Source organism: Aulosira sp. FACHB-615, assembly GCF_014698045.1.
Taxonomy (GTDB): Bacteria; Cyanobacteriota; Cyanobacteriia; order Cyanobacteriales; family Nostocaceae; genus Nostoc_B.
In genome coordinates this window covers 107,001-128,269 of sequence record NZ_JACJSE010000012.1, presented here as the reverse complement: position 1 = coordinate 128,269, position 21,269 = coordinate 107,001, and the positions used below count along the sequence as shown (strand labels likewise).

Annotated in this window: 16 protein-coding genes; 8 read left to right on the top strand and 8 right to left on the bottom strand. The window is 40.8% G+C overall.

Annotated features, from left to right (window positions below):
- Window positions 1-11: 11 nt before the first annotated feature.
- Complete coding sequence (locus H6G77_RS19875; RefSeq protein ID WP_190872519.1) at window positions 12-461, bottom strand: chemotaxis protein CheW; 450 nt, start codon at window positions 459-461, stop codon at window positions 12-14.
- Window positions 454-2,754 (bottom strand): chemotaxis protein CheA, encoded by a 2,301-nt coding sequence (locus tag H6G77_RS19870; RefSeq protein WP_190872518.1) that lies wholly within the window; start codon window positions 2,752-2,754, stop codon window positions 454-456. Before H6G77_RS19870 ends, H6G77_RS19875 begins: the two co-directional genes overlap by 8 nt.
- A gap of 226 nt (window positions 2,755-2,980) precedes the next feature.
- Between H6G77_RS19870 and H6G77_RS19865 the strand changes: the two genes are divergently transcribed.
- The 4 genes from H6G77_RS19865 (at window position 2,981) to H6G77_RS19850 (ending at window position 6,115) form a co-directional block, all read left to right on the top strand.
- Complete coding sequence (locus H6G77_RS19865; RefSeq protein ID WP_190872517.1) at window positions 2,981-3,253, top strand: IS1 family transposase; 273 nt, start codon at window positions 2,981-2,983, stop codon at window positions 3,251-3,253.
- A gap of 215 nt (window positions 3,254-3,468) precedes the next feature.
- The gene (locus tag H6G77_RS19860; protein ID WP_190589494.1) at window positions 3,469-3,834 is read left to right on the top strand and encodes a response regulator; all 366 of its coding nucleotides are present in this window, start codon (window positions 3,469-3,471) and stop codon (window positions 3,832-3,834) included.
- A gap of 6 nt (window positions 3,835-3,840) precedes the next feature.
- Entirely contained in the window at window positions 3,841-4,464 is a 624-nt protein-coding gene (locus H6G77_RS19855) for a chemotaxis protein CheC (protein WP_190589493.1), read from the top strand.
- A gap of 34 nt (window positions 4,465-4,498) precedes the next feature.
- The gene (locus tag H6G77_RS19850) at window positions 4,499-6,115 is read left to right on the top strand and encodes an ATP-binding protein (RefSeq protein ID WP_190589492.1); all 1,617 of its coding nucleotides are present in this window, start codon (window positions 4,499-4,501) and stop codon (window positions 6,113-6,115) included.
- Window positions 6,116-6,406: 291 nt separating this feature from the next.
- On the opposite strand, the gene H6G77_RS19845 is transcribed toward H6G77_RS19850, so the two are convergent.
- From H6G77_RS19845 to H6G77_RS19830, 4 genes are all read right to left on the bottom strand, one after another.
- On the bottom strand, window positions 6,407-6,898 hold the full coding sequence (locus H6G77_RS19845) for a hypothetical protein (protein ID WP_190589491.1): 492 nt from the start codon (window positions 6,896-6,898) through the stop codon (window positions 6,407-6,409).
- A gap of 130 nt (window positions 6,899-7,028) precedes the next feature.
- Window positions 7,029-8,579: an AAA family ATPase gene (locus H6G77_RS19840; RefSeq protein ID WP_190872516.1), complete on the bottom strand. Its 1,551-nt coding sequence runs from the start codon at window positions 8,577-8,579 to the stop codon at window positions 7,029-7,031.
- A 598-nt stretch (window positions 8,580-9,177) separates the two neighbouring features.
- The gene (gene rplY, locus H6G77_RS19835; protein WP_190589489.1) at window positions 9,178-9,477 is read right to left on the bottom strand and encodes a 50S ribosomal protein L25; all 300 of its coding nucleotides are present in this window, start codon (window positions 9,475-9,477) and stop codon (window positions 9,178-9,180) included.
- Between the two features lie 99 nt (window positions 9,478-9,576).
- Window positions 9,577-10,920 carry an adenylosuccinate synthase gene (locus tag H6G77_RS19830; protein WP_190669221.1) on the bottom strand — a complete coding sequence of 448 codons (1,344 nt, stop codon included), beginning with the start codon at window positions 10,918-10,920 and terminating at the stop codon, window positions 9,577-9,579.
- 664 nt (window positions 10,921-11,584) lie between these two features.
- Between H6G77_RS19830 and H6G77_RS19825 the strand changes: the two genes are divergently transcribed.
- From H6G77_RS19825 to H6G77_RS19810, 4 genes are all read left to right on the top strand, one after another.
- A complete protein-coding gene (locus H6G77_RS19825) occupies window positions 11,585-12,628 on the top strand; it encodes an adenosine deaminase (RefSeq protein ID WP_190589487.1) in 1,044 nt (347 codons plus the stop codon).
- 363 nt (window positions 12,629-12,991) lie between these two features.
- Window positions 12,992-14,164: a sigma-70 family RNA polymerase sigma factor gene (locus H6G77_RS19820; protein WP_190872515.1), complete on the top strand. Its 1,173-nt coding sequence runs from the start codon at window positions 12,992-12,994 to the stop codon at window positions 14,162-14,164.
- Window positions 14,165-14,244: 80 nt separating this feature from the next.
- Entirely contained in the window at window positions 14,245-15,387 is a 1,143-nt protein-coding gene (locus tag H6G77_RS19815) for a DUF1822 family protein (protein WP_190589521.1), read from the top strand.
- Window positions 15,388-15,460: 73 nt separating this feature from the next.
- Entirely contained in the window at window positions 15,461-15,928 is a 468-nt protein-coding gene (locus H6G77_RS19810; protein ID WP_190872514.1) for a DUF4870 domain-containing protein, read from the top strand.
- Between the two features lie 69 nt (window positions 15,929-15,997).
- On the opposite strand, the gene H6G77_RS19805 is transcribed toward H6G77_RS19810, so the two are convergent.
- Together H6G77_RS19805 and H6G77_RS19800 are read right to left on the bottom strand one after the other, a co-directional pair.
- Window positions 15,998-17,647 (bottom strand): sensor histidine kinase, encoded by a 1,650-nt coding sequence (locus H6G77_RS19805; protein WP_190872545.1) that lies wholly within the window; start codon window positions 17,645-17,647, stop codon window positions 15,998-16,000.
- Between the two features lie 394 nt (window positions 17,648-18,041).
- A complete protein-coding gene (locus tag H6G77_RS19800) occupies window positions 18,042-21,218 on the bottom strand; it encodes a PAS domain S-box protein (RefSeq protein WP_190872513.1) in 3,177 nt (1,058 codons plus the stop codon).
- Window positions 21,219-21,269 lie beyond the last annotated feature (51 nt).

Here is a 21,269-nt window from a genome sequence, read left to right as displayed (position 1 = left end):
GCCAATAGCTCCTAAATAATTTTAACGTTGAGAATTTTTTCAGTGTCAACAACTAACAAAAACCCTGCTGCTAGTGGGTAAGCTCCCGCCAGTATGTCACGCATTTTACCTTTTAAGCTGGCGGGTGGGGGTTGAAAGGTGTTTTCGGGAAACTCTAAGACATCGCCAACATCATCAACCAGTAAACTCACTATCTCATGATCAGAAGATACAACGATATTAAACCCCGGCGATGCTTCTGGTTGAAGGTTCCGCCTAGCAGGTTCACCCATATCTAAGCGTTGTTGCAAATCGATGACAGTAATAATTTGTCCACGCAAGTTAATTAATCCACAAATATCTGGCGGTGTTAAAGGTACAGGAGTTATGGCTTGGGGACGAATGACTTCTTGAACATGGCGCACATCAATGCCAAAGTAAGTTTTATTTAACCAAAAAGTGCAGAGTTGTTGTTCAACCACGATCGCTCACTTGCAACAAATAAGGGTTAACCATGTTAATCACTGCCTCTATATCTAATATTTCTGTGATTTGTCCTTGAATCACAGCACAAAACAAAACTCCTGGTCTACTAGGGATACCTTTAACTGTCAGTGGTTCTTCTACAATATCAAGAATGCGCTCCACAACTAAGCCCACACTTAATCCGGCTTGGGGAGAAACAATCACTAATTGCAGTTTTTCGGTTTCTTTATTCGGGGTTGGCTGCTGACTCGGAAAGATTTTTTGCAGGTCAATTACAGGTAAAATTCTGTCAGCAGTCCGCACTACATCTTGATTACTGACTTTTTCAATGGCAGTAGAGGGAATTTCTTCTAACCGGAAAGCGATCGCCACGGGAATACCCATCAATGCGCCTTGCGGCCCTTGAAATAGTAAAATTAATTGGCGTTCCTCTTGTTCTGTGGAGATGTTTGCATCAGAATTACTGGACAATAGCTGCCGTTTTTCATAAAGTCCAGCCTGTTTTGCCAAATTTACCGCATCAATAATTAATGCGACTCTGCCATCGCCCATAATTGTTGCACCCATAAACACAGATATAGCTTGCAACTGTTTACCTAAAGGTTTAACTACAATATCTTGAATGTCTTCCACTGCATCTACAACTAGTCCAAATTGGTAGTTGTCGGCTTGGATAACTACTAGGGTGAGTGGGGAGTTGGGAGTGGGGAGTGGGGAGGGTTTGATCCCGAATTTCTCACGTATGGGTAGGGGTGTGGGGAGTGTGGGGAGTGTGGGGGGAAAGATTTCTTCACCATCCTCCCACACCTCCCACCCCTCCCTCCCCCCTGGATTTCTCACAAGAGAGAAATCCAGGTTTGATGGGTGTAGGATTTGATGGAGATTAACTAAGGGGATGAGATTTCCTCGCAGGGGGTATACGGGTACGTCGTAAAATGTTTCAATTTGGTTGAGTGCTTGCTCTGGTTCTAGGCGCACTAGTTCTTGCAGGCTGGCTTGGGGGATGGCGTAGCGATTGCCGTTACTATTGACAATTAATGCGGGAATAATTGTTAATGTCAGGGGAATTTTAAGTTGAAATTTAGTTCCTTGTCCTGGCTGACTTTCAATTTCAATACTGCCGTTAATTTTATCAATATTACTTTTGACAATATCCATCCCCACGCCGCGCCCAGAAATGTTTGTTATTTGGGCGGCGGTGGAAAAGCCAGGTAAGAAAATTAAATTAATGGCTGCTGCATCGCTCATTGTCTCAGCTTGTGCAGAGGTAAGTAAACCTAGTTTCTGCGCCCGCATTTTGAGTTGTGTTGGCGATAAACCACGCCCATCATCGCTAATTTCAATGTTGACTTTACTGTTTTCATAACAGGCTTTCAAAGATATCTTACCTGTGGGTGATTTACCAGCAGCATGGCGCTCAGTTGGTGATTCTATGCCATGATCAATACAGTTGCGGACTAAATGGGTTAAGGGGTCTTTAATCGCTTCAATAATGCTTTTATCAACTTCTGTATCGGCTCCTTGAATTTCGACAGCCACTTGTTTACCGTGCGCGATCGCTAAATCTCGAATTACTCTGGGGAATTTTTGCCAAATTGTACTCATCTGTTGCAGGCGAGTTTTCATTACTCCTTCCTGCAATTGGCTAGTAATTAAATTTAGGCGCTGGCAAGTTGCTGTCAAGTTACTATCTTTATACCTCTGGGATAAACCTATGACTTGGTTACGGGTTAAAACCAGTTCCCCGACTAAGTTCATTAGTTGATCTAGTAAACTCACACTTACGCGGATATAAGCTGATTCTGTTCCAGTGATGGTGCTTTCTTCGGTTTCTGGCGATGATGATAATACAGTAATTACCTGTTGATTTTCTTGTAGTTTCGCTAAAGCACAAATAAGTGTAGAATAATCTGCATCACCTTCTTGCTTGGTTGTTTGAATTTGCGATAGCAACTGACGGATGCTATCTACGGTTTGGAGTAAAGCAGTAATAATTTGTGGTGTGGCTGTAAAGTTGCGATCGCTGTTAACCAATGATTGCTTTGTATCTTCACGCAAATATGAAATTAAACTTTCTCCCGCATGAGCCAGTGATTCTAACTTAGGAAATGGCAAAAAGCCGCAGTTTCCTTTGAGTGTATGAAGTGAGCGATAAATTCTATCTAACGCTGCTCGATTAACAGATGCTTTCTCTAGCTCAATAATATCGCTTTCAATTTGAGTCAAACTTTCATAGCTTTCTAAAAGAAATGCTTCTAGATCCTCGTTGTCAATTTCTGTTAACTCCATTGGATTCAGAGATGATAAACCTATATAGCAATCCTAAATGATTTACAAACATCTATCCCCCTTGTCTCTCTGGAATCCCTGATTTATATCTCAAATAAGATGGCTATATCTTTTGTCTTAATTTTAATATTTTTTAAATCAATAGATATATTTCGCCAGCAAGATGCCCACAGTAGTTAATGCTGAAAAGATAATGATTATCTCTTCCAGCAATTAAATCTAGAGTATGCAATGTCCCCGTTGTCAATCAACGCAAACTACAAAGAATGGTCATCGTAAAAATCGACAATGCTACAAATGTAAACATTGTGGTCGTCAGTTTCTCGAATCTTACCATTCTTGGAGCTATTCAAACGATATCAAGCAACTTTGCTTAAAAATGTATTTCAAGGGGATGAGCCTACGAGAAATTGAACGTGTTACCGAAATTCACCACACAACTGTTTTACACTGGTTACAGCAAGCTCAGTCAACCATAGATTATGTTTCCAAAGCCTAATAAGTTTGACAAAAGTATCCTCAAAGTAGCATTATAGTTTCAGCACTATATGTTGCTTGAGGGTATGTTGATTTTGTTGAAAAAATATAAAATTAATTTATATAAAAATTAAAAATAATTGCAAAACTCTGCGTTTTATTTAACAAGACTTCTAGGCGAAATCACAAATTTACAATAAAGAAATATAAGCAAATAAATTTTTCAGGAACAGGCTGATGAGCTTAGTGTTAATTATTGATGATGCGGCTTTTTCTCGCAGAATGATTCGGAAGTTTCTGCAAGTAGATGGATATGAAATATTAGAAGCCAGTAATGGACGTGAAGGATTAGAAATAGTTCATCAATCTCAGCCTAATTGTGTGTTGGCTGATTTACTAATGCCAGAAATGAACGGGTTTGAATTTCTCCAGGCTTTACAAGATGAAGGCTTAAACATTCCCACAATTATCATTTCCGCAGATATTCAAGAAAGCGCCCGCAATCAAAGTTACAGCTTAGGAGCAGTTAATTTTATTAATAAACCACCCAAAGAACAAGAATTACGCGCAGCAGTACAGCAAGCTATTAAAACCAAGGAATAAATTCCGATGAATGTGACAGCAGATCAACTAGATGCTTTACAAGAATTAATCAATATTGGAGTTGGTCGAGCCGCCAGTTTACTCAATGAAATGGTGGATTCCCACATTCACTTAGAAATTCCTTTTGTAAAAATTTTAACAGCAACGGCAGCTTACCAAGAATTAAATAGCCGATTTAATGATACGAGTTTAGCATCAGTTAAACTAAACTTTACAGGCTCATTTTACGGCACTGCTGGATTAATTTTTCCTACAGAAAGTGCCTCAGCATTAGTGTCAGTTTTGACTGGTGAAGAGCCTGGATCAGATGATTTAGATGCAGTAAAAATTGGCACACTTACTGAGGTTGGTAATATTGTGATTAATGGTGTGATGGGTTCCATTAGTAATGTGTTAAAGCAACACATGAATTACGCTTTGCCTGTATATTTAGAGGATAAGATTGATAATTTATTATTACCTGCTAATGCTAGTGAGGCAACTAAAATTCTACTAGCGCAAGCCCGGTTTACAATTGCACAATTAGAACTGATTGGTGATATTATTTTAATTTTTGAAGTGGGAACATTTGATGCGTTAATCCATGTGATTGACGAAGAAATATCACTATTGGCGGACAATTCCTATTAGGTTGAACAGCACCAAATAAAAACAGTGTGAGCAGATGAACAGAATTGAGCAAGCCCAAGAAAAATATAGCTTGTTAGACCAAATTCCTTTGGGAACTTTTATATTAGATTCGGAACACACCGTTTTATTTTGGAATTGTGCTTTAGAAGAATGGACAAAAATCCCCAGATATCAGATTTTAGGCAACTCAATTAATGATTATTTTCCCCATTTGCATCAACCTCGTTATGCAATTCGCTTAAAGCAAATTTTTGAAGGTGGGCCGCCGACAATTTTTTCTTCACAACTGCATAAATATGTGATTCCTGTAGCCTTACCGCAAGATAAATACCGCATTCAACACACAACCGTAACGTCTGTACCTGCATTAGAAGGTAATGGGTTTTATGCACTGTTTTCGATTCAAGATGTGACTGATTTAACTTTTAGAGTGCAGGAATACAAGCACTTACGAGATCAAGCTTTAGCCTTAGCCGCAGAACGTCAGCAAGCCAAAGAAGCCGCAGAGTCAGCCAACCGCATTAAAGATGAATTTCTCGCTATAGTTTCCCATGAACTGCGATCGCCCCTCAATCCGATTTTGGGTTGGTCAAAGCTACTCCGTAAACGCACCCTCAACGAAGCCGCCAGTCTTCGCGCCTTAGAAACAATCGAACGCAACGCCGAATTGCAGGTGCAACTCATTGATGATTTATTAGATATCTCTCGCATTCTGCGCGGTAAATTATCACTGAATTTAGAAAATGTTAACCTTGCTTCGACCATTGAAGCAGCCTTAGAAACAGTGCAATTGGCCGCAGAAGCCAAATCAATTCAAATTCAACTGCATCTTGATGCCAACATTGGACAAGTAAAAGGTGATAGCAGTCGTTTGCAACAAATTGTTTGGAATTTGTTATCGAACGCTGTCAAATTTACCCCAGATGGCGGCCAAGTGAATGTGTATTTAACCCAAGTAGGTTCCCAAGCCCAAATCCAAGTTCAGGATACAGGTAAAGGTATTAGTGGGGAATTTTTACCATTCGTATTTGAATATTTTCGTCAAGCAGATAGCAGCATTACGCGCAGATCAGGCGGACTAGGGCTAGGCTTGGCAATTGTTCGCCAATTAGTTGAGTTACATGGTGGCAGAGTTTGGGCAGAAAGTCCAGGGGAAGAACAAGGCGCAACATTTACAGTTTGTTTACCAGCCCAGCCAGCAAATCAAGAATTAGTCATAGCCGAAAAAAAATTAGTGGGTAATTCCTATCCCTTTTCTTTGATTTCTCAGCCCCTGGAAGGCATCAAACTGTTAATTGTGGATGACGATGTAGATACAAGGGAATTTATGGCATTTTTTTTGGAACAGCAAGGAGCCATCGTCACCACAGCTGCATCTGCCCATACAGCCTGGGAAGCCATCGCCCAGTCGCCGCCAGATTTACTCTTAAGTGATTTAGGGATGCCCGATGTTGATGGCTATGCGTTGATTCGCAAAGTGCGATCGCTGCCGGCTGATCAAGGTGGTACAATTCCTGCGATCGCCCTTACTGCTTATGCTGCTGAGACAACACAACAACTAGTCTTCGCAGCCGGATTTCAACTGCACATCGCCAAACCCGCCGATCCTGCCAAATTAATCACCGCCATTGCTGGACTAGTTCATAAGTAATAGGACTTATACCAATTCTGTATGAAGATGCACTGAATTAAAGAACGAACCACAAAGGGCGCATAGACGCGATAGCGGCTTCCCGTTCGCGTAGCGTCTCCCTTTGGGAGAAGGGTAGAACACAAAGAAAGAAGAAATATGAAGGTTAAATGCAGACTCACATAGAATTGGTATTACGCAGTGAGTGGTGATTCCGAGAATCTGTGCAGAAACCTTAAAACCTTCTCCTCTGCTTCCTCTGCGGTCTGGATGATAAGTCTTTGACTGGACACGATATAAGTTCCCATCGCACTACCTCTGCCAAAATCTTAAATTAATCCCTCTAGCGCGACGGAAGCGGCGAGTTGGTCTTCTTTTTTGTTGTTTAGTGGATCTTTCACCTACGGTTTCCTCTCCCTCAATTAAACTTTGCGGTAGCTGAGTTCTCGTTTCTTCTTTGCTGCCCCACCAAGCAATAATCCAACCGCCACCAACAGCACCTATTCCCCCTAGTAAAATACTCATTGGTGCTGAATAGCCCAACCACACAAAGCCCAGCAAGAACAATAACCAATATTTCAGCCCCGCATCAATACCATCAGAAGAGGCTATGGTTGGCGCTTGGGGACTAGTTTTACTAGCACTAGTAAGCCAGCCCAAGCTAAATCCACCCAGAATGCCCAAGAAAATACTCAGGGAGGTTGGGGAACCCGTCAATATCAAGATGAACGTTAAAAATGACCCAAAAATTAATTGAGAAATAAAGTCAGGGGTGAAATTAAATAAGTTGTTATTTTTCGCCATGAGTTTACTAAGGGTGTAAAGGTATAGGGGTGTACTTCTCTGCGAGACGCTCCGCGAACGACTGCGCTCAGTAACCAGGGGGTAGGGGTAGGGAGAAAATTTTTACAAATACCTTTTACCCCCTTGCCCTTTAAACCCTTTTCTCGCGCAGAAGTTTTAATTGTGCCTCATTTGCTTGAGTTGTATCCCAAGTATGGACGTAAGGTGTTTCTGCTGCACTAAAAGTTTCCACTTGCTTGAGTTGTGATGCTAATAAATCTACCGTAGCATCAGCAATATCACCAGTACGATGAATGAGACGTTCTCGAATTACTTCTACAGGCGCTGTACAGTGAACAATTTGCAGAGGCAGTTGGTACTGTTGCGCTTGGGAAATAGCTTCTTGTCGCTGTTGTTGTCGGTCATACTTAGCATCTAAAATCACAGTGAAACCTTGATTAGCTAGTATAGTTCCCAAGTTTAACAACCGTGCATAAGTTTTTTGCGTCATTTCCGGCGTATACAAATCATCACCACCCCGTTCCGCCAAAGAAATGCCACCCAAATGCTTCCGCACCGCATCAGAGCGAATATGAATGGCGTTCAATTGTCGCGCCAAATATTTTGCGGTTGTACTCTTCCCTGAACCCGACAAGCCCGACATTAAAATTAGGCTTCCTTGTTTGGGTTGAGTATATTCCCAAGCCAGCTTGTAATATTTGGCGGCGGTTTGTGCTGCTTCTTGTTTAATTTCTGCTGGAACACCAGGATCATCTAATAAAAATGACGTGACTTTCGCCCGGACATAAGACTGTCGGTTTAAATATATTGGTAATACCTCTAAGCCTTCCCAGTCGCCAGTCTGCTCTAGATAGGTATTTAAATAAGCATTACTCAAGTCTGGACGTGCTTGCGCTTCTAAATCCATCACCGCATAAGCAATATCGAACATGACATCGACAAAGCGAAACGGTTCGTTAAACTCTATGCAATCAAATAAGAGAATTTTATCTTGCCATAGACAAATATTCCGCAGGTGTAAGTCGCCATGACATTCTCGAATGCGGTGATTTTGAATTCTTGTGTGGAATAATTCTTGTCTGTCGGCAAAAAATTTATCAGTATAAGCTTTGCTGTCATCAAACTGCTGTTGTGTCTGGGGGCCACCGATATATTTTTCCGTTTGCTCGTAGTTTTCATCAAACGCCGCCCTTATTTGCGGAACTTCGCCAAAACTGCGAATGTAATCATTTGTCTCGGTTTTAGCATGATACTGCGCCACAACACGACCCAATTCTTCTAAATGCGCTTCATTTAACTTGCCTTGGGCAAACAAGTTACTTAATAGTGTTTCTTGGGGAAACTCGCGCATTTTGAGTACATACTCTACAGGCTCACCTGCGCCGCCTAAATGATATTTTTCGCCTTCTTGGGTGATGGGTAAAACTTCCAAATATAATTCAGCCGCGCCCCGTTGATTTAGTCGTAATTCTTCCTGACAAAAATGCTGTCGTTTCTCCAAAGTCGAAAAATTCAAAAACCCAAAATTCACTGGTTTTTTCAGTTTATAGGCATAATCTCCTGTTAACAGCACATAAGAAACGTGGGTTTGGCTGAGTCGAATTGGTTCTGTTACAGGGTGGGGATAAAACTCAGGCTGTAACATCTGCTGAATTAAAGGTGGAAGAGTTACTTCTGTCATATTTTTGTTGGTAGAGGCTAGAGGCTAGGGGCTAGAGGCTAGGGGCTGGGGGCTAGAACGAAGGAAAAAGATATGTTTATGTTTGTGAAAAAACTAACCTCTAATCTCTAACCTCTAAGAGAATGTCTGAAAACTTTTTGGTGTTGTACTTAAGACTTGTAGATCCCCCTAAACCCCCCCTTAAAGAGCTACCGTGTACACACAAGTCAAAAATTTGTAGTATGAAACCCTATCCCGCCTTGAACTAAAGTTCCAGGCTCATAGCCAAAGTCCACTTAAGTGGACTGGAATACATTTTTAGTTGAGTCATCTTCAGATGACTTGCGCTATGAGACTCGGAATTCATTCCGAGGCGGGACAGATACACTACACGAATATTTGTGTGTACACCGTAGCCTTAAAGAGGGGGACTTTAAATCCGGTTGGGGGATCAAGCGCAATATTTAATACTTCTCAGACATCCTCTAGACCCTAATCCCTAGCCTCTAGCCCTTTTTTCATCTTTAGTAGCTTAACAAAAAACCAGGGTTTCACCCCTGGCATCATCAGCAATTATTTCACAGTTAAACTATCTAGAAAAACAAATAATGCAATTGTTCTAGCGTTTTGCACCAGCATAGAAACTCAAGTGATAAGGTGTACCCTTAGCTGGGTGGACTTGAACTTCTTTTAAAACTGTTTTACCAGTCCATTGCAGTTCAGGAATGTTGAGTTCAATTTCGGTTTTGTTCACAGCTGCTTTTTTGAGCAGGCGTTCAACTTCTTTGGCATCAACTACCAAAGAAATAGATTCAGAACCGTTATGTCCGTATAAGTTGGCGGGGATTAAACCAGAACGACGTAAAGCATTTGGCTTACTGCCTTCTGGGCGTTTTTGAGATTCAACTGTCACAGTCATGTTATTTGTCCTTTGTCATTTGTCCTTTGTCATTTGTCCTTTGTCATTTGTCCTTTGTCATTTACTAATGACGAATGACCAATGACGAATGACTAAATACTATGCACTCAGCAAGGAGGCAGGTGTGCCGTCAGCGTGTAGTAATGCACGTTTGGGGCCGTGAATGGGGTCTTCTACAATTATGGTTTGATCGCGGCTTGCGCCTAAAGAGACGATCGCAATTGGGACTTCCATTAATTCTGCTAAGAATTTTAGGTAGTCTAGGGCTTGCTGTGGCAAGTCTTCTAAGGTACGGCAGTCACTTGTAGACTGCTGCCATCCTGGTAAGGTTTTGTAGATGGGGCGACAACGGGCAAACTGACGGGAACTGGTGGGGAAATGTTCGCAGCGTTCGCCATCTATTTCATAGGCGACGCAAACTTGAATTTCCTCTAATTCGTCAAGCACATCAAGTTTGGTGATGGCCATACAATCCATCCCGTTAATGCGGACGGCATAGCGACCAATTACGGCATCAAACCAGCCACATCGCCGCTTACGTCCGGTGGTTGTGCCGAATTCTGCGCCGCGATCGCACAAATGTTCGCCTAAATCTCCATGCAACTCTGTGGGGAAAGGCCCTTCTCCCACACGGGTTGTATAGGCTTTAGATACGCCAATTACCCGATCTATCATTGTCGGCCCTAATCCTGTACCTACGCAAGCTCCACCTGCTACGGGGTTAGAGGAGGTAACATAAGGATAAGTGCCATGATCTAAGTCCAGGAGTGTACCTTGCGCTCCTTCAAACAAGATGTTGCGTCTTCGCAGAATGGCATCGTATATTTTCAACGATGTATCAATTACGTAAGGACGCAAGCGATCGGCATAACCCAAATACTCGTCAATGATTTTTTTTGGGTCTAAAGGCGGCAGGTTGTAAAGTTTTTCTAAAATGACGTTTTTATAATTGATTGTCCACTCTAACTGGTCGCGCAGACCTTCTGAGTCCATCAAATCTAAAACTCTGATGCCTGTACGCTCTGATTTATCAGCATAAGTTGGGCCAATTCCTCGACCGGTTGTCCCGATTTTATGGCTTCCCCGCCGTTCTTCTGATGCCTTGTCAATCAACCGATGGTATGGCATCGTGACATGGGCTGTTTCAGATATCAACAGTTTGGCAGTGGAAATATTGAGTTTTTCTAGTTGGTCGAGTTCTGCAATCAAAACCTGTGGATCAATGACTGTCCCACAGCCAATGATGCACTCGGTATCTGGATACAAAATACCAGAGGGAATCAGGTGGAGTTTAAAAGTTTGGTTCTGAGCTACGATTGTATGCCCAGCATTGACACCCCCTTGGTAACGTACCACTACATCTGCGGAACGGCTGAGTAAGTCGGTGATTTTACCCTTCCCTTCGTCGCCCCACTGAGCACCTATGACAATGACGTTAGCCAAGCGTTTATATTATGAGGTAAAGTTTCCACAAATCGCTATTCTATACATATACAGCTAAATATGTCAAGTCACTCAAGAAACAAACTCTAGGAGTGGTGACTTGTTGCTAATACTGGAAATAATATCGAGTATAAATTCACACGTAATATTTTTGTCAAAAAAAGTGGGTAGCGATCGCACTTTCTCTAGCAGCTTTTACCTATTAATATCATATCTGTTATCTGTCAAATTACTTGTGATGACAAACGTTTAGGCTAGGAGCTATAGGAATACGGTTTGATTCCTGAATCTAGTTGTGTAGGTAGGGAGTAGGAAAGAAGCCTGATCTGGGTGTACCGATTTTTTCTCAGAAATCAAATATGAGTCCTATAGGACTAGAAAAATTTACTTGACTGAGATGAAAACTGCTGTAGTTATCATCCTTAATATCGTTAAGTTTTGACTTAAGACTTCTGTATACAGAAGTCTTAATTGTTCTGTACGGAATTTATTCAAAAATCAAATCAAATTCTGATTGCTTTTCTGCTAGTTATTAACTATAAAATTCGCAATTTTTGCCTAAATTCTAATAATTAACCGTAGCTTTACAGAATCTTACTCTCCGTATAGAGGTTTCTTTTTAATGTTTTTGTTACCATTAATAAAATTTTCTAAAGAAACTACTATGGCTTTACATGCTGAATTACACAGACATTTGGGCGGTTCCGTTGTACCGCGCGTTTTATGGCGATATTTTGAGCGACATTCTACAGAATTAATTTCTCGCTTTCCTAACTACGGGGAGTTTGAAGATTTTTATACCAGACCTCGTAACACTTTAGATGAATATTTGGAATTGCATACTTTAGTGGAAAGTGTGCAAACTGTGGAGACTTTGCCTTACTTTATTTATCGCTTGGTGCGGGGTGCTTATATATTTGAAAATTTGGCTTATCTGGAACTGCGCTATACTCCATACCTACGCACACCAGAACATCTGAGTCAATCACAACGAATTGACAAAATGGCAGAAATTGTCGATGTGGTGGGTAAAGCTAGTCATATTCAAGAATGTCCGATTGTGACGAGTCAAATTCTGTGTATGCACTCGCGCTTGCCGTTTGAGGTGAATAAGGCGATTATTGATTTGGCTGTGGAGAACAGACAATATGTGTGTGGAATAGATGTGGCTGGGGGTGATAGCTATTATGCCGATCGCCTGCAAGAATGGATTAGTTTGTATGATTATGCGCGATCGCAAGGTGTGAACACTACCGGACACCTTTACGAAACCACTGCTGGTTGTTACCCAGAACTTTTACCTTATCTCAAACGCATTGGTCACGGTATCCAAATTCCGTTATTGTCTCCAGAGTTACTTCCAGAAATTGCCAGACGCGGACAGTGTTTAGAAGTTTGTCCAACCACATACATTAAAACAGGTACTTTACAGGATATCCGCCAACTCAAATTAGTTTTTGACCGTTGTTTTGAAGCTGGGGTAGATATTGCGATTTGTACAGATAATGCTGGCTTACACAATGTCCGTTTGCCATTTGAATATGAAAATCTCTTGACTTACGACATTATTAGCTTTGCACAGTTACAAGCTTGTCAAGAAGCGGCTTTTCGCCACGCTTTTGCTTGGCCTTATACCCACCGTCCAGCATCACTGTTAAATGGCTTACTACAACCAGAAACTCCCAAGGTAATGGCGATGAAAGATTAAACTATTCAACAGCTACAGGACTTACGCCAAAGGTTTTCAAAGTAGGCCATCAAGGCAAAAAAATCCCCTAGTTGGTATAAACCAGCCAGGGGAATTAGTTATCAGGGTGCATCTACCAATTACTTGTTCTATTGCTACTCCCCTGAAACCGGATAAAATTTTGCTGATTTAGGAAATCAAGGCAAAAAAAATCCCCCAGTTGGTGTAAACCAGCCAGGGGAATTAGTTATCAGGGTGCATCTACCAATTACTTGTTCTATTGCTACTCCCCTGAAACCGGATAAAAATTGTCCAAAATTTCCTAGCCTTGTAGTAAAGTTTGTGCAGGCTTCGTTATTTTATCGGTCGACTTGTAATTTTTTTATGCAACCTCGACAAAGCATTATTGAAATTTTTTCAACTTTTGTGCAGTTTGAAGGCGATCGCTTCAGTCGGTGGGCGACGGAATCACGCTTGCGTCGCAGCATCCAAAGTTGTCTTCAGCAAATACCAAAAGAAAATTCGGAATATTTTTGGGTGCTGTATTGGTATAAGTTTTGGCAAGATTCAGCCGCCGCCGCTTTAGCGAGACAACATCTTACAGCTTATTTACAAGAACCTTGTTATTGGATATCGCAAAAAACCAGTGCAGCTTTCACCAGTAGCCAGTTTAAATTGGCTGATTGTTTCCAAATTGCGATCGCTCAAGTTGAACTTGTCTTAAAAAATTTTAATCCTTCCCAAAGCAGCACCTTAAAAAACTACGCCAGTCTGATTTTTAGTACTGCTATCCGCGAAACTTTGCGTCAGCGTCAAGAAGTTGATATCTGTAGCGATTGGGGTTTGTTACGCAAAACCAGTCAAAAGCGGTTGGTAGAATCTTTGCAAAATGCTGGTTTATCTCCTGAGACAATTCACGCCTATATTTTGGCTTGGAATGGGTTTAAAACTTTGTATGTTCCCAGCAAAGCAGGTAATTCTCGCCAATTATCTCGCCCAGATGATGCCACTTGGGAAGCGATCGCCAAATTCTACAATTCCCAAACCAGCCAACCTGCTAATTCTCCAACTCTGGAAAAATGGTTACTCAGTGCGGCAAAAGCTGTCCGTAAATATCTTTATCCCACCCCCGATTCTCTGAATGTTTCTCTAGGTGGTGATGATGGATTTGAGTTATTGGATAATTTACCAGGGACGCAAGAATCGTTAATTAACGAAATTATCGCCCAAGAAGAAGCCCAAGCTAAAAGTCAACAGCAAAGTGAGATTAACCAAGTATTATCAACTGCGATCGCTCAATTAGAAGCCCAAATTCAGGAAATATTGCAACTATACTACGCAAAGCAACTCAATCAAGATGCGATCGCCAAACAATTAGATATCAAGCAGTATACTGTTTCCCGGCGACTGACGAAAGCTAAGGAGGTTTTGTTGCGGTCTTTAGCTAATTGGTGCCAAGATAGCCTGCATATTTCTCTGACATCAGACTTACTTAAAAGTATGAGTGCTGTGATGGAAGAATGGCTACAAAATTACTACAGTCCATCTTCTAGCTAAATTCTTTGTAGCCTGTGCGGGAAAGAGAATGTTCCCTAGTAGCGCCAAAACAAGCCAAACCTTTCCCTGGAGAAACCGCTATGACTGTTACTTTTGCTAATTCTACAGACTTAATTTTAGAGATTTCCGAATTTACCCAAGGTAGTCAGGCTTTTTCTCATCCCACTGCGGAATATCAAGCTTATTTGAATGAACTTTGCCTGAATGCTGTCTTACCTTGGTTACAGGAGGACTTTACACCACAGGCAAAGGTTTGGCCAACTACCACTGCATTATCCAGTTTTTGGGAACTGGTAAATGGAACTGCTGTTACAGTAGATGCAACAAGGTTTATCTTAGTTCCCAGTGAAAATATTGATTTCAGTGAATTACGTGTACCCCAAGAATGGATAGATTTACCGAGTTGGGTGGGAGATTATTATTTGGCGGTGCAAGTAGAAGCAGATGCAGGTTATGTCAGGGTTTGGGGTTATTGTACTCACACCCAACTCAAGCAGCAGGGTAATTATGATCCAGGCGATCGCACCTATTCTCTCAATGCTAGTGAGATAATTACTGATATCAGTGTTTTAGCTGTGGCGCGGGAATTTTGTCCAGCCGAAGCAACACGCACCACTGTTGCGGTAATTCCCACCCTACCACAAGCCCAAGCCCAAAACTTAATTAACCGCCTCGGTAATGCGGAAGTCATCACCCCTCGGTTAGCGATTCCTTTTCAACTGTGGGGTGGGTTAATTGAACATAGCGGTTGGCGACAAAATTTATATGAACGTCGGATTAATTTACCCGAACAGCGTTCTGTGTTGCAATGGTTAGAAAGTGGTGTATCGCAACTTGCTCAAGCAATTGGTTGGGAACGATGGAATTTAGAATTAAGTGCGGCGGCGCGGAGTGTCGAAGATAGAGCAACTGAGGCAAATATATCACGGCAGTTAGCGATCGCCGGACAAATCTACGAACTGACAATTATCCCCCAAGGCGAACCAGACTCACCTTATTGGCGGTTTGAGTTGCGTAACGCCACAGTCGGCGCAGCCATTCCCGGCGGTTTTAAACTGCGCCTGCTAACAGAAGACTTACAGCCATTTCCCAACAACGAAGATATAGCCACAACCGCAGTCGAACAACTGTTTGTTGAAGTAGCTTTAGAACCAGGGGAAGGTATCGTCTGGGAAGTAGAACCTTTACCCGAAAATTATGAGCGAGAAATACTTAAATTTTAAACTTTTCTCCTGCTAGTTTAACGGTAGTGTGGTAAGTAGAGATTCTATTTATCCATCTCCTCATTCACAAGCCATGAGAAAACAAGTCCAAAAACAAATGCGTACATGGGCGATGTTATGTCATCTTTCGGCTTTAGTAGCATGGCTATTGTTATTTGGATTGGTTTTTCTGGGCATTCCTTTGTATTTACCATTGAATATTCTATTACCCTTGGTCATTTGGCGACTGAAAAAAGCTAAATATCCTTGGATTGACTTTCAAGGTAGAGAATCTTTAAACTTTCAAATTTCCTTAACTTTATATACTTTAGTGGTGATTATTTTTTCTTTACTACTCGTTTTGGGTAGCTGTGGTATTGCCATCACAACTAATGGTGCAGTCAATGAAGTCAAATCAGTGTTAGATGGCTTACTTCTGGTCTGGACATTTTTAATTTTTGCCTTATTTTTATTACAATCATTTTTAGTTACATTTGCTGGTATCAAAGCTTATCACGGAGAACATTATCGCTATCCTTTGACTATGCGAATTTTAAGATGAAAGTAATAAATTAACCCTGGGAACTATATTTTATTTAAAAAAATACTACACCCAGATAAAGCTTCTTTCCTATTCCCTATCTACACAACTAGATTCGGAAACAAAATCAGATTCCCATATATGCTTGATAGGAAGCTCAATCACAAATTCTGTACCATTACCTGATGAAGAATTACAGATAATATTTCCTTTGTGCTTATCTACAATAATTTGATAACTAATAGATAATCCTAAGCCAGTACCTTTACCTACAGGTTTAGTAGTAAAAAATGGGTCAAATAGTTTACTTTTAACTTCCTCTGGTATACCAAAACCGTTATCTTTAATGCGAATAATTATATATTTTTCGTTTTTAACTTGTGTTTGGATCTGAATATAACTAGTCTGTTGTTTAATTTTTTGCTTTAATTCTTCAACTTCCTTTTCTCTTAGGGCATCAATAGCATTATTTAATATATTCATAAACACCTGATTTAACCCACCTGCATAACATTCAATCTGAGGTAAATTCTCACAATAGTCTTTAATGATTTTAATTTCTTGCTGACCAGTCTTACCTTTCAGGTGATACTGTAAAATTAACAAAGTACTGTCAATACCTTCATGAATATCTACAGGTTTCATTTCGGCTTCATCAAGACGAGAAAAGTTACGTAATGTTAGTACAATCTCGCGGATACGATCAGCACCAACTTCCATTGAGGATAAAATTTTAGGCAAATCATCCAAAATAAATTCTATATCCAACTCTTTAAATTTAGTATTTATTTGCGAATTAGTAACCGAATATTCTTGTCGATATAAATTCATTAAATCCATTAATTGCTGAGTATATTCCCGCGCATATTTTAAATTACCGTAAATAAAATTAACAGGATTATTAATTTCATGAGCCACACCAGCAACTAACTGACCAAGAGAAGACATCTTTTCAGTTTGAATTAAATGTATTTGAGTACTTTGTAGTTCTTGCAAGGTATTTTCTAGTTCTATATTTTTCTGGTTTAATGTTTCTGTCCTGGCTGCAACTTTTGTTTCTAGCGCCAAATTAGTTTCTTCTAAGGCAAGTTGAGCAATTTTTTTGGCTTTTAAATATTCCTGTAACAATCTCAATACCAATAGCCATGAGGGAATCAGCAATATTAAACTGATGATAGACCCTAAAATTGCCCAAAATATTTTTTGGCGATAATAAACAACTTGTTGTTGTAATTCTAATGCTATATTCAATCTTCTTTTGGCAACACCATCAGCATAAATTTGCTTTTGATTTTCATATTCACGGCTAGAAAGTAGTTGTTGTGCTGCTTGTTGTTTATTATCCTTCACTAAATCAAAAGATTGATATTCCATTTTCACTAACTTCTGATTAGCCACATCAATTTTTTTAGCATCTTCACTGTTATATGCTTGAGGTGCTAATTTAATAGATTCTTGAATAGCTCCATCTAGTTTTTGTTCAAATTGACGATATCGTTTTTCCCACATTATGTTACCTGTGGCAGCATTCATCCTGGCCGACATGGTTAATACTTCATCAAGATAAACAATTTCATCACTTAGTTTTTGTAATCTAAATTCATTTTTAGTAATATTATTAAAATTATAATATGCTTGCCAATTCAGCCAAATTTGCGGAATAAATAAAAGTAAGGTTAGTAGTACTGTGATAGTGACTAAGTGTGAGGGAGAAAATTTCAGTTTAGTAGGCGCATACATTCGTCTATACACAATATTTTTAGATAAATTTTTGGGAGTGATTATGTATTGCAAAGCAGGTCGTTCTTGATTAATCTACGGTAATCTAATTTTATAGATATTGGTTTTTCGAGTATTTGTCCAGGTTTGTTGAGAAATATATTCTGATTTTTATATACAAAAGAATAAAAATTAATTTTTATAAAGTTTCGGTAAAATTACTAATATGAAAAAATCTATTTTAATTAATCAAACAAAATATAGCAGTTCTCGACTCAGCGAGGTATAAGAAAAATAATTAACCGCAGATGGACGCGGATAAACGCAGATAAATTTGTATTTTACCCAAGTGAAAATCACTATAAAATACATTAGATCCAATGTTGTAGCATTTCACTGTTGTACTAGGCTCAAATTAATTCGAGGAATGTCTAGTGATTAATGTAGCGATCGCATCTAGTAGTAGTTGCGGTTCAATTGGTTTAGCGAGGTGTGCTTGAAATCCCGCCGCGAGGATTTGACGTTTATTTGTCTCCCCAACAAAAGCAGTCAAAGCGATCGCGGGAATATCTCGGTTAAATTGGGGTACTAGATGACGCACTTGATGAATAAAAGTGTAGCCGTCCATGTCTGGCATTCCAATATCACTGATTAGCAAATCGAATGGTGTTGTAGCTAACAAAGGTAGGGCTTTAATCGGAGATAATACTTCTTTGACAAGTGCGCCTTCTTGTTCCAGTATCACCTTCAGCAGTTCGAGGGAATCGGCCTCATCATCAACCACCACCACGCGGAGATTTTCTATACTCAGTTTTTGAGAGTCGGAATCATCAGGAGTATGGAGATTTAATGCAGACATTAAAGGTAACTGTACCGTAAAGGTTGCCCCTTGTCCTTCTCCGGCACTGGCAGCATTGATACTCCCCCCATGTGCTTCAATAATTTTACGTGCGATCGCCAACCCCAACCCTAACCCACCAAAATTCCGAGTTGTGGAACTATCCTGTTGTTGGAATAACTCAAACACGAATGGCAAAAATTCTGCTTGGATGCCTTTACCAGTATCACTCACTTGAATTTGTGCATGGTTATTAATACAAGTGAGTTGCACTGTTACCTGTCCACCGTGGGGGGTAAATTTGATGGCATTTGAGAGTAAATTCCAGATAACTTGTTGTAATCTGCCTGCATCCCCTCTGACATAAGCCTTTAATGGCTCTAGTAACACATCTAATTGAATCGCTTTTGCCTGTGCTGCTAAATTCACAGTTTCTAAAGCCGCAGCGATTGGTTCCGATAAATTCACAGCCCCAAAACTGAGGGAGAGTTTACCACGAATGATGCGGGAGATATCGAGGAGATCATCAATTAGTTGCGCCTGTTGTTTGGCATTCCGCTCAATCGTAATTAAGCCATGCTGGAGTTTTTCGGCATTCATCTTTGGTGATTGCAGCATTTTTGCCCAACCCAAAATCGGGTTTAAGGGCGTTCGTAATTCATGAGAGAGAATCGCCAAAAATTCATCCTTGATTTGATTAGCGCGTTCGGCAGCTTCTCTGGCGGCTTGTTCTTGTTGGAGTAATTTTTCTCGTTGGGTTTCTATGGCTTTGCGATAACTAATATTCTTAAATAAAATGGCAACTTTACGGTTTTCTGCCCGTTCAATGGGGAAGGCATAAACCTCAAACCAGCGATTCATAACCTCAGAGCCATTTTCAAAGCGCACAGGTTCACCGGTGAGGGCAACTCTGCCATAAGTTTCAAACCAAAATTCTTCTAAATTAGGAAGAAGTTGCCGGGCTGTTTTACCAACTGCCTGTCGAAGTCCGGTTTCTCGCTCAAAAGCAGGGTTAATTTCTAAAAAGCAATAATCAACTGGTTTGTTGTTTTCATCAAACAACATTTCAATTACACAAAAACCGTCTTCCATCGTCTTAAACAGGGTGCGATAACGTTCTTCTGAACGACGTAGGGCTAACTCGGATTTTTTGTGTTCGGTAATATCGCGGTTTGTTTCTAAAACTAGTTTCTGTCCGTTCGTCTCAATTAGTTGCTGACGGCTTTCTACAATTACCTGCTGTCCTGTATGAGTAGTATGCTTTAACTCTCCTGTCCATTGGCGATCGCGTTCTAAGATGGTAAGCAGTTCCGCTAATGGTAAGGGGTAAATTGTTTGAAGCAGAATATGGGTATTCTGCCCCATGACTTGTTCTCTTGTATAACCGTACAGTTGCTCACAACCCTGATTCCAACTGATAATGCCTTGCTCAAAACTCCATACCAGTATCGGTTCATAAGATAACTCAATCAGCAAGTTGAATTGACGTAGTTGTTCTTCGGTGCGTTTGCGTTCAGTAATTTCTTCACACACAGTACTGACACCAATCACACGTTCTCCGTCCTTCAACGGCAAAAATTTTTCTAACCAAACCCTTTCTACGCCCGGTTGTGCCGGAGTTTCCCCGCGAATTTCAACATTCAGTAATGGTTCTCCTGTGTCAAAAATCGGACGGATTAATTGTTCGGCAGTATCGGCAATGTCAGGTAACAACTCGCGGATGGTGCGCCCAAGATGTTCTTCTACAGAAAACCCATTAATTTCCGCCAATTGCTGGTTAATTCGCACAAAACGCAGGTCAGGATCGAGAACATTTAAGCCAATGGGGGCAGATTGGTAGATAGTCTCAATTTCTGTTAGTTGCTGTTGCAAGGTTGCCCGACTTGATTCTAATTCGGCTTCTAGTCGCTGACGTTCTGTAATGTCTGCCACCATCCCAATTAGGCGACTTAACTTTCCTTGCTGGTCAAAAAATCCGCGTCCACTTTCCTCGAAGGTGATTATTTGCTCATCTGGGCGCACTAGTCGATAGGTAATTTTGTAGCTGCTCTTTTCTGGTGTGAGTGTTTGTACAATTCCTCTGAAGCGATCGCGATCATCAGGATGGACACGCTGAAAAAAATTTGTGCCTGTGTCTTGTTGCGCTGATGATGGAGTTAACCCTAAAATCACACCACATTGAGGCGATCGCTTGACTGCATCGGTGCTTACATCCCATTCAAAGGTATAAATCCGGGCAACTTCCATTGCTAATTGATTGCGTTCTTCACTCTCCCGCAGTGCGGCATTTGCCTGTTCTAACTCGGCAGTCCGTTCGGCAATGCGCTGTTCTAGTTCCTGGTTGATGTTTTGTAAGGTAACTTCTGTCTGCTTTTGCTGGGTAATGTCTCGCGCCACGCAGTAAATCACACCCCTGCTAATTTGTGGTGATGCTGTCCACTCTAGCCAGCGATCATCTCCATCTTTCGTCCGGTAGCGATTCTCGAAATTGAATATAGGTATGCCTGCCTTGATTTTCTCCATTTCTGCCAAGGTGGCAATATGGTCATCTGGATGCACAAAGTCCAAGAAAGGACGGGCTAAAAATTCTGCTTCTGAGTAACCCAGGATTTGAGTAAATGCTGGGTTGATTCGCCGAAAGTAGCCATCCAGACCAACTACCGACAGCAGATCAAGCGATCGCTCAAAGAAAAAGGCTTCTTCGGATAATACCAATTCATTTACAGGTGAGAAAATATGATCTTCAGCAGTCATAACATAAATCACGCTGGAGACACAGCGAAATAAAAGCCAAGCCAAAATCTA

What these genes read in the sequence shown, in the direction of transcription:
- H6G77_RS19870 (WP_190872518.1), bottom strand. Translation starts at nt 2,754, where the DNA reads ATGGAGTTAACAGAAATTGACAACGAGGATCTAGAAGCATTTCTTTTA.
- H6G77_RS19865 (WP_190872517.1), top strand. Translation starts at nt 2,981, where the DNA reads ATGCAATGTCCCCGTTGTCAATCAACGCAAACTACAAAGAATGGTCAT.
- H6G77_RS19860 (WP_190589494.1), top strand. Translation starts at nt 3,469, where the DNA reads ATGAGCTTAGTGTTAATTATTGATGATGCGGCTTTTTCTCGCAGAATG.
- H6G77_RS19855 (WP_190589493.1), top strand. Translation starts at nt 3,841, where the DNA reads ATGAATGTGACAGCAGATCAACTAGATGCTTTACAAGAATTAATCAAT.
- H6G77_RS19850 (WP_190589492.1), top strand. Translation starts at nt 4,499, where the DNA reads ATGAACAGAATTGAGCAAGCCCAAGAAAAATATAGCTTGTTAGACCAA.
- H6G77_RS19845 (WP_190589491.1), bottom strand. Translation starts at nt 6,898, where the DNA reads ATGGCGAAAAATAACAACTTATTTAATTTCACCCCTGACTTTATTTCT.
- H6G77_RS19840 (WP_190872516.1), bottom strand. Translation starts at nt 8,579, where the DNA reads ATGACAGAAGTAACTCTTCCACCTTTAATTCAGCAGATGTTACAGCCT.
- rplY (WP_190589489.1), bottom strand. Translation starts at nt 9,477, where the DNA reads ATGACTGTGACAGTTGAATCTCAAAAACGCCCAGAAGGCAGTAAGCCA.
- H6G77_RS19825 (WP_190589487.1), top strand. Translation starts at nt 11,585, where the DNA reads ATGGCTTTACATGCTGAATTACACAGACATTTGGGCGGTTCCGTTGTA.
- H6G77_RS19820 (WP_190872515.1), top strand. Translation starts at nt 12,992, where the DNA reads ATGCAACCTCGACAAAGCATTATTGAAATTTTTTCAACTTTTGTGCAG.
- H6G77_RS19815 (WP_190589521.1), top strand. Translation starts at nt 14,245, where the DNA reads ATGACTGTTACTTTTGCTAATTCTACAGACTTAATTTTAGAGATTTCC.
- H6G77_RS19810 (WP_190872514.1), top strand. Translation starts at nt 15,461, where the DNA reads ATGAGAAAACAAGTCCAAAAACAAATGCGTACATGGGCGATGTTATGT.
- H6G77_RS19805 (WP_190872545.1), bottom strand. Translation starts at nt 17,647, where the DNA reads ATGTATGCGCCTACTAAACTGAAATTTTCTCCCTCACACTTAGTCACT.
- H6G77_RS19800 (WP_190872513.1), bottom strand. Translation starts at nt 21,218, where the DNA reads ATGACTGCTGAAGATCATATTTTCTCACCTGTAAATGAATTGGTATTA.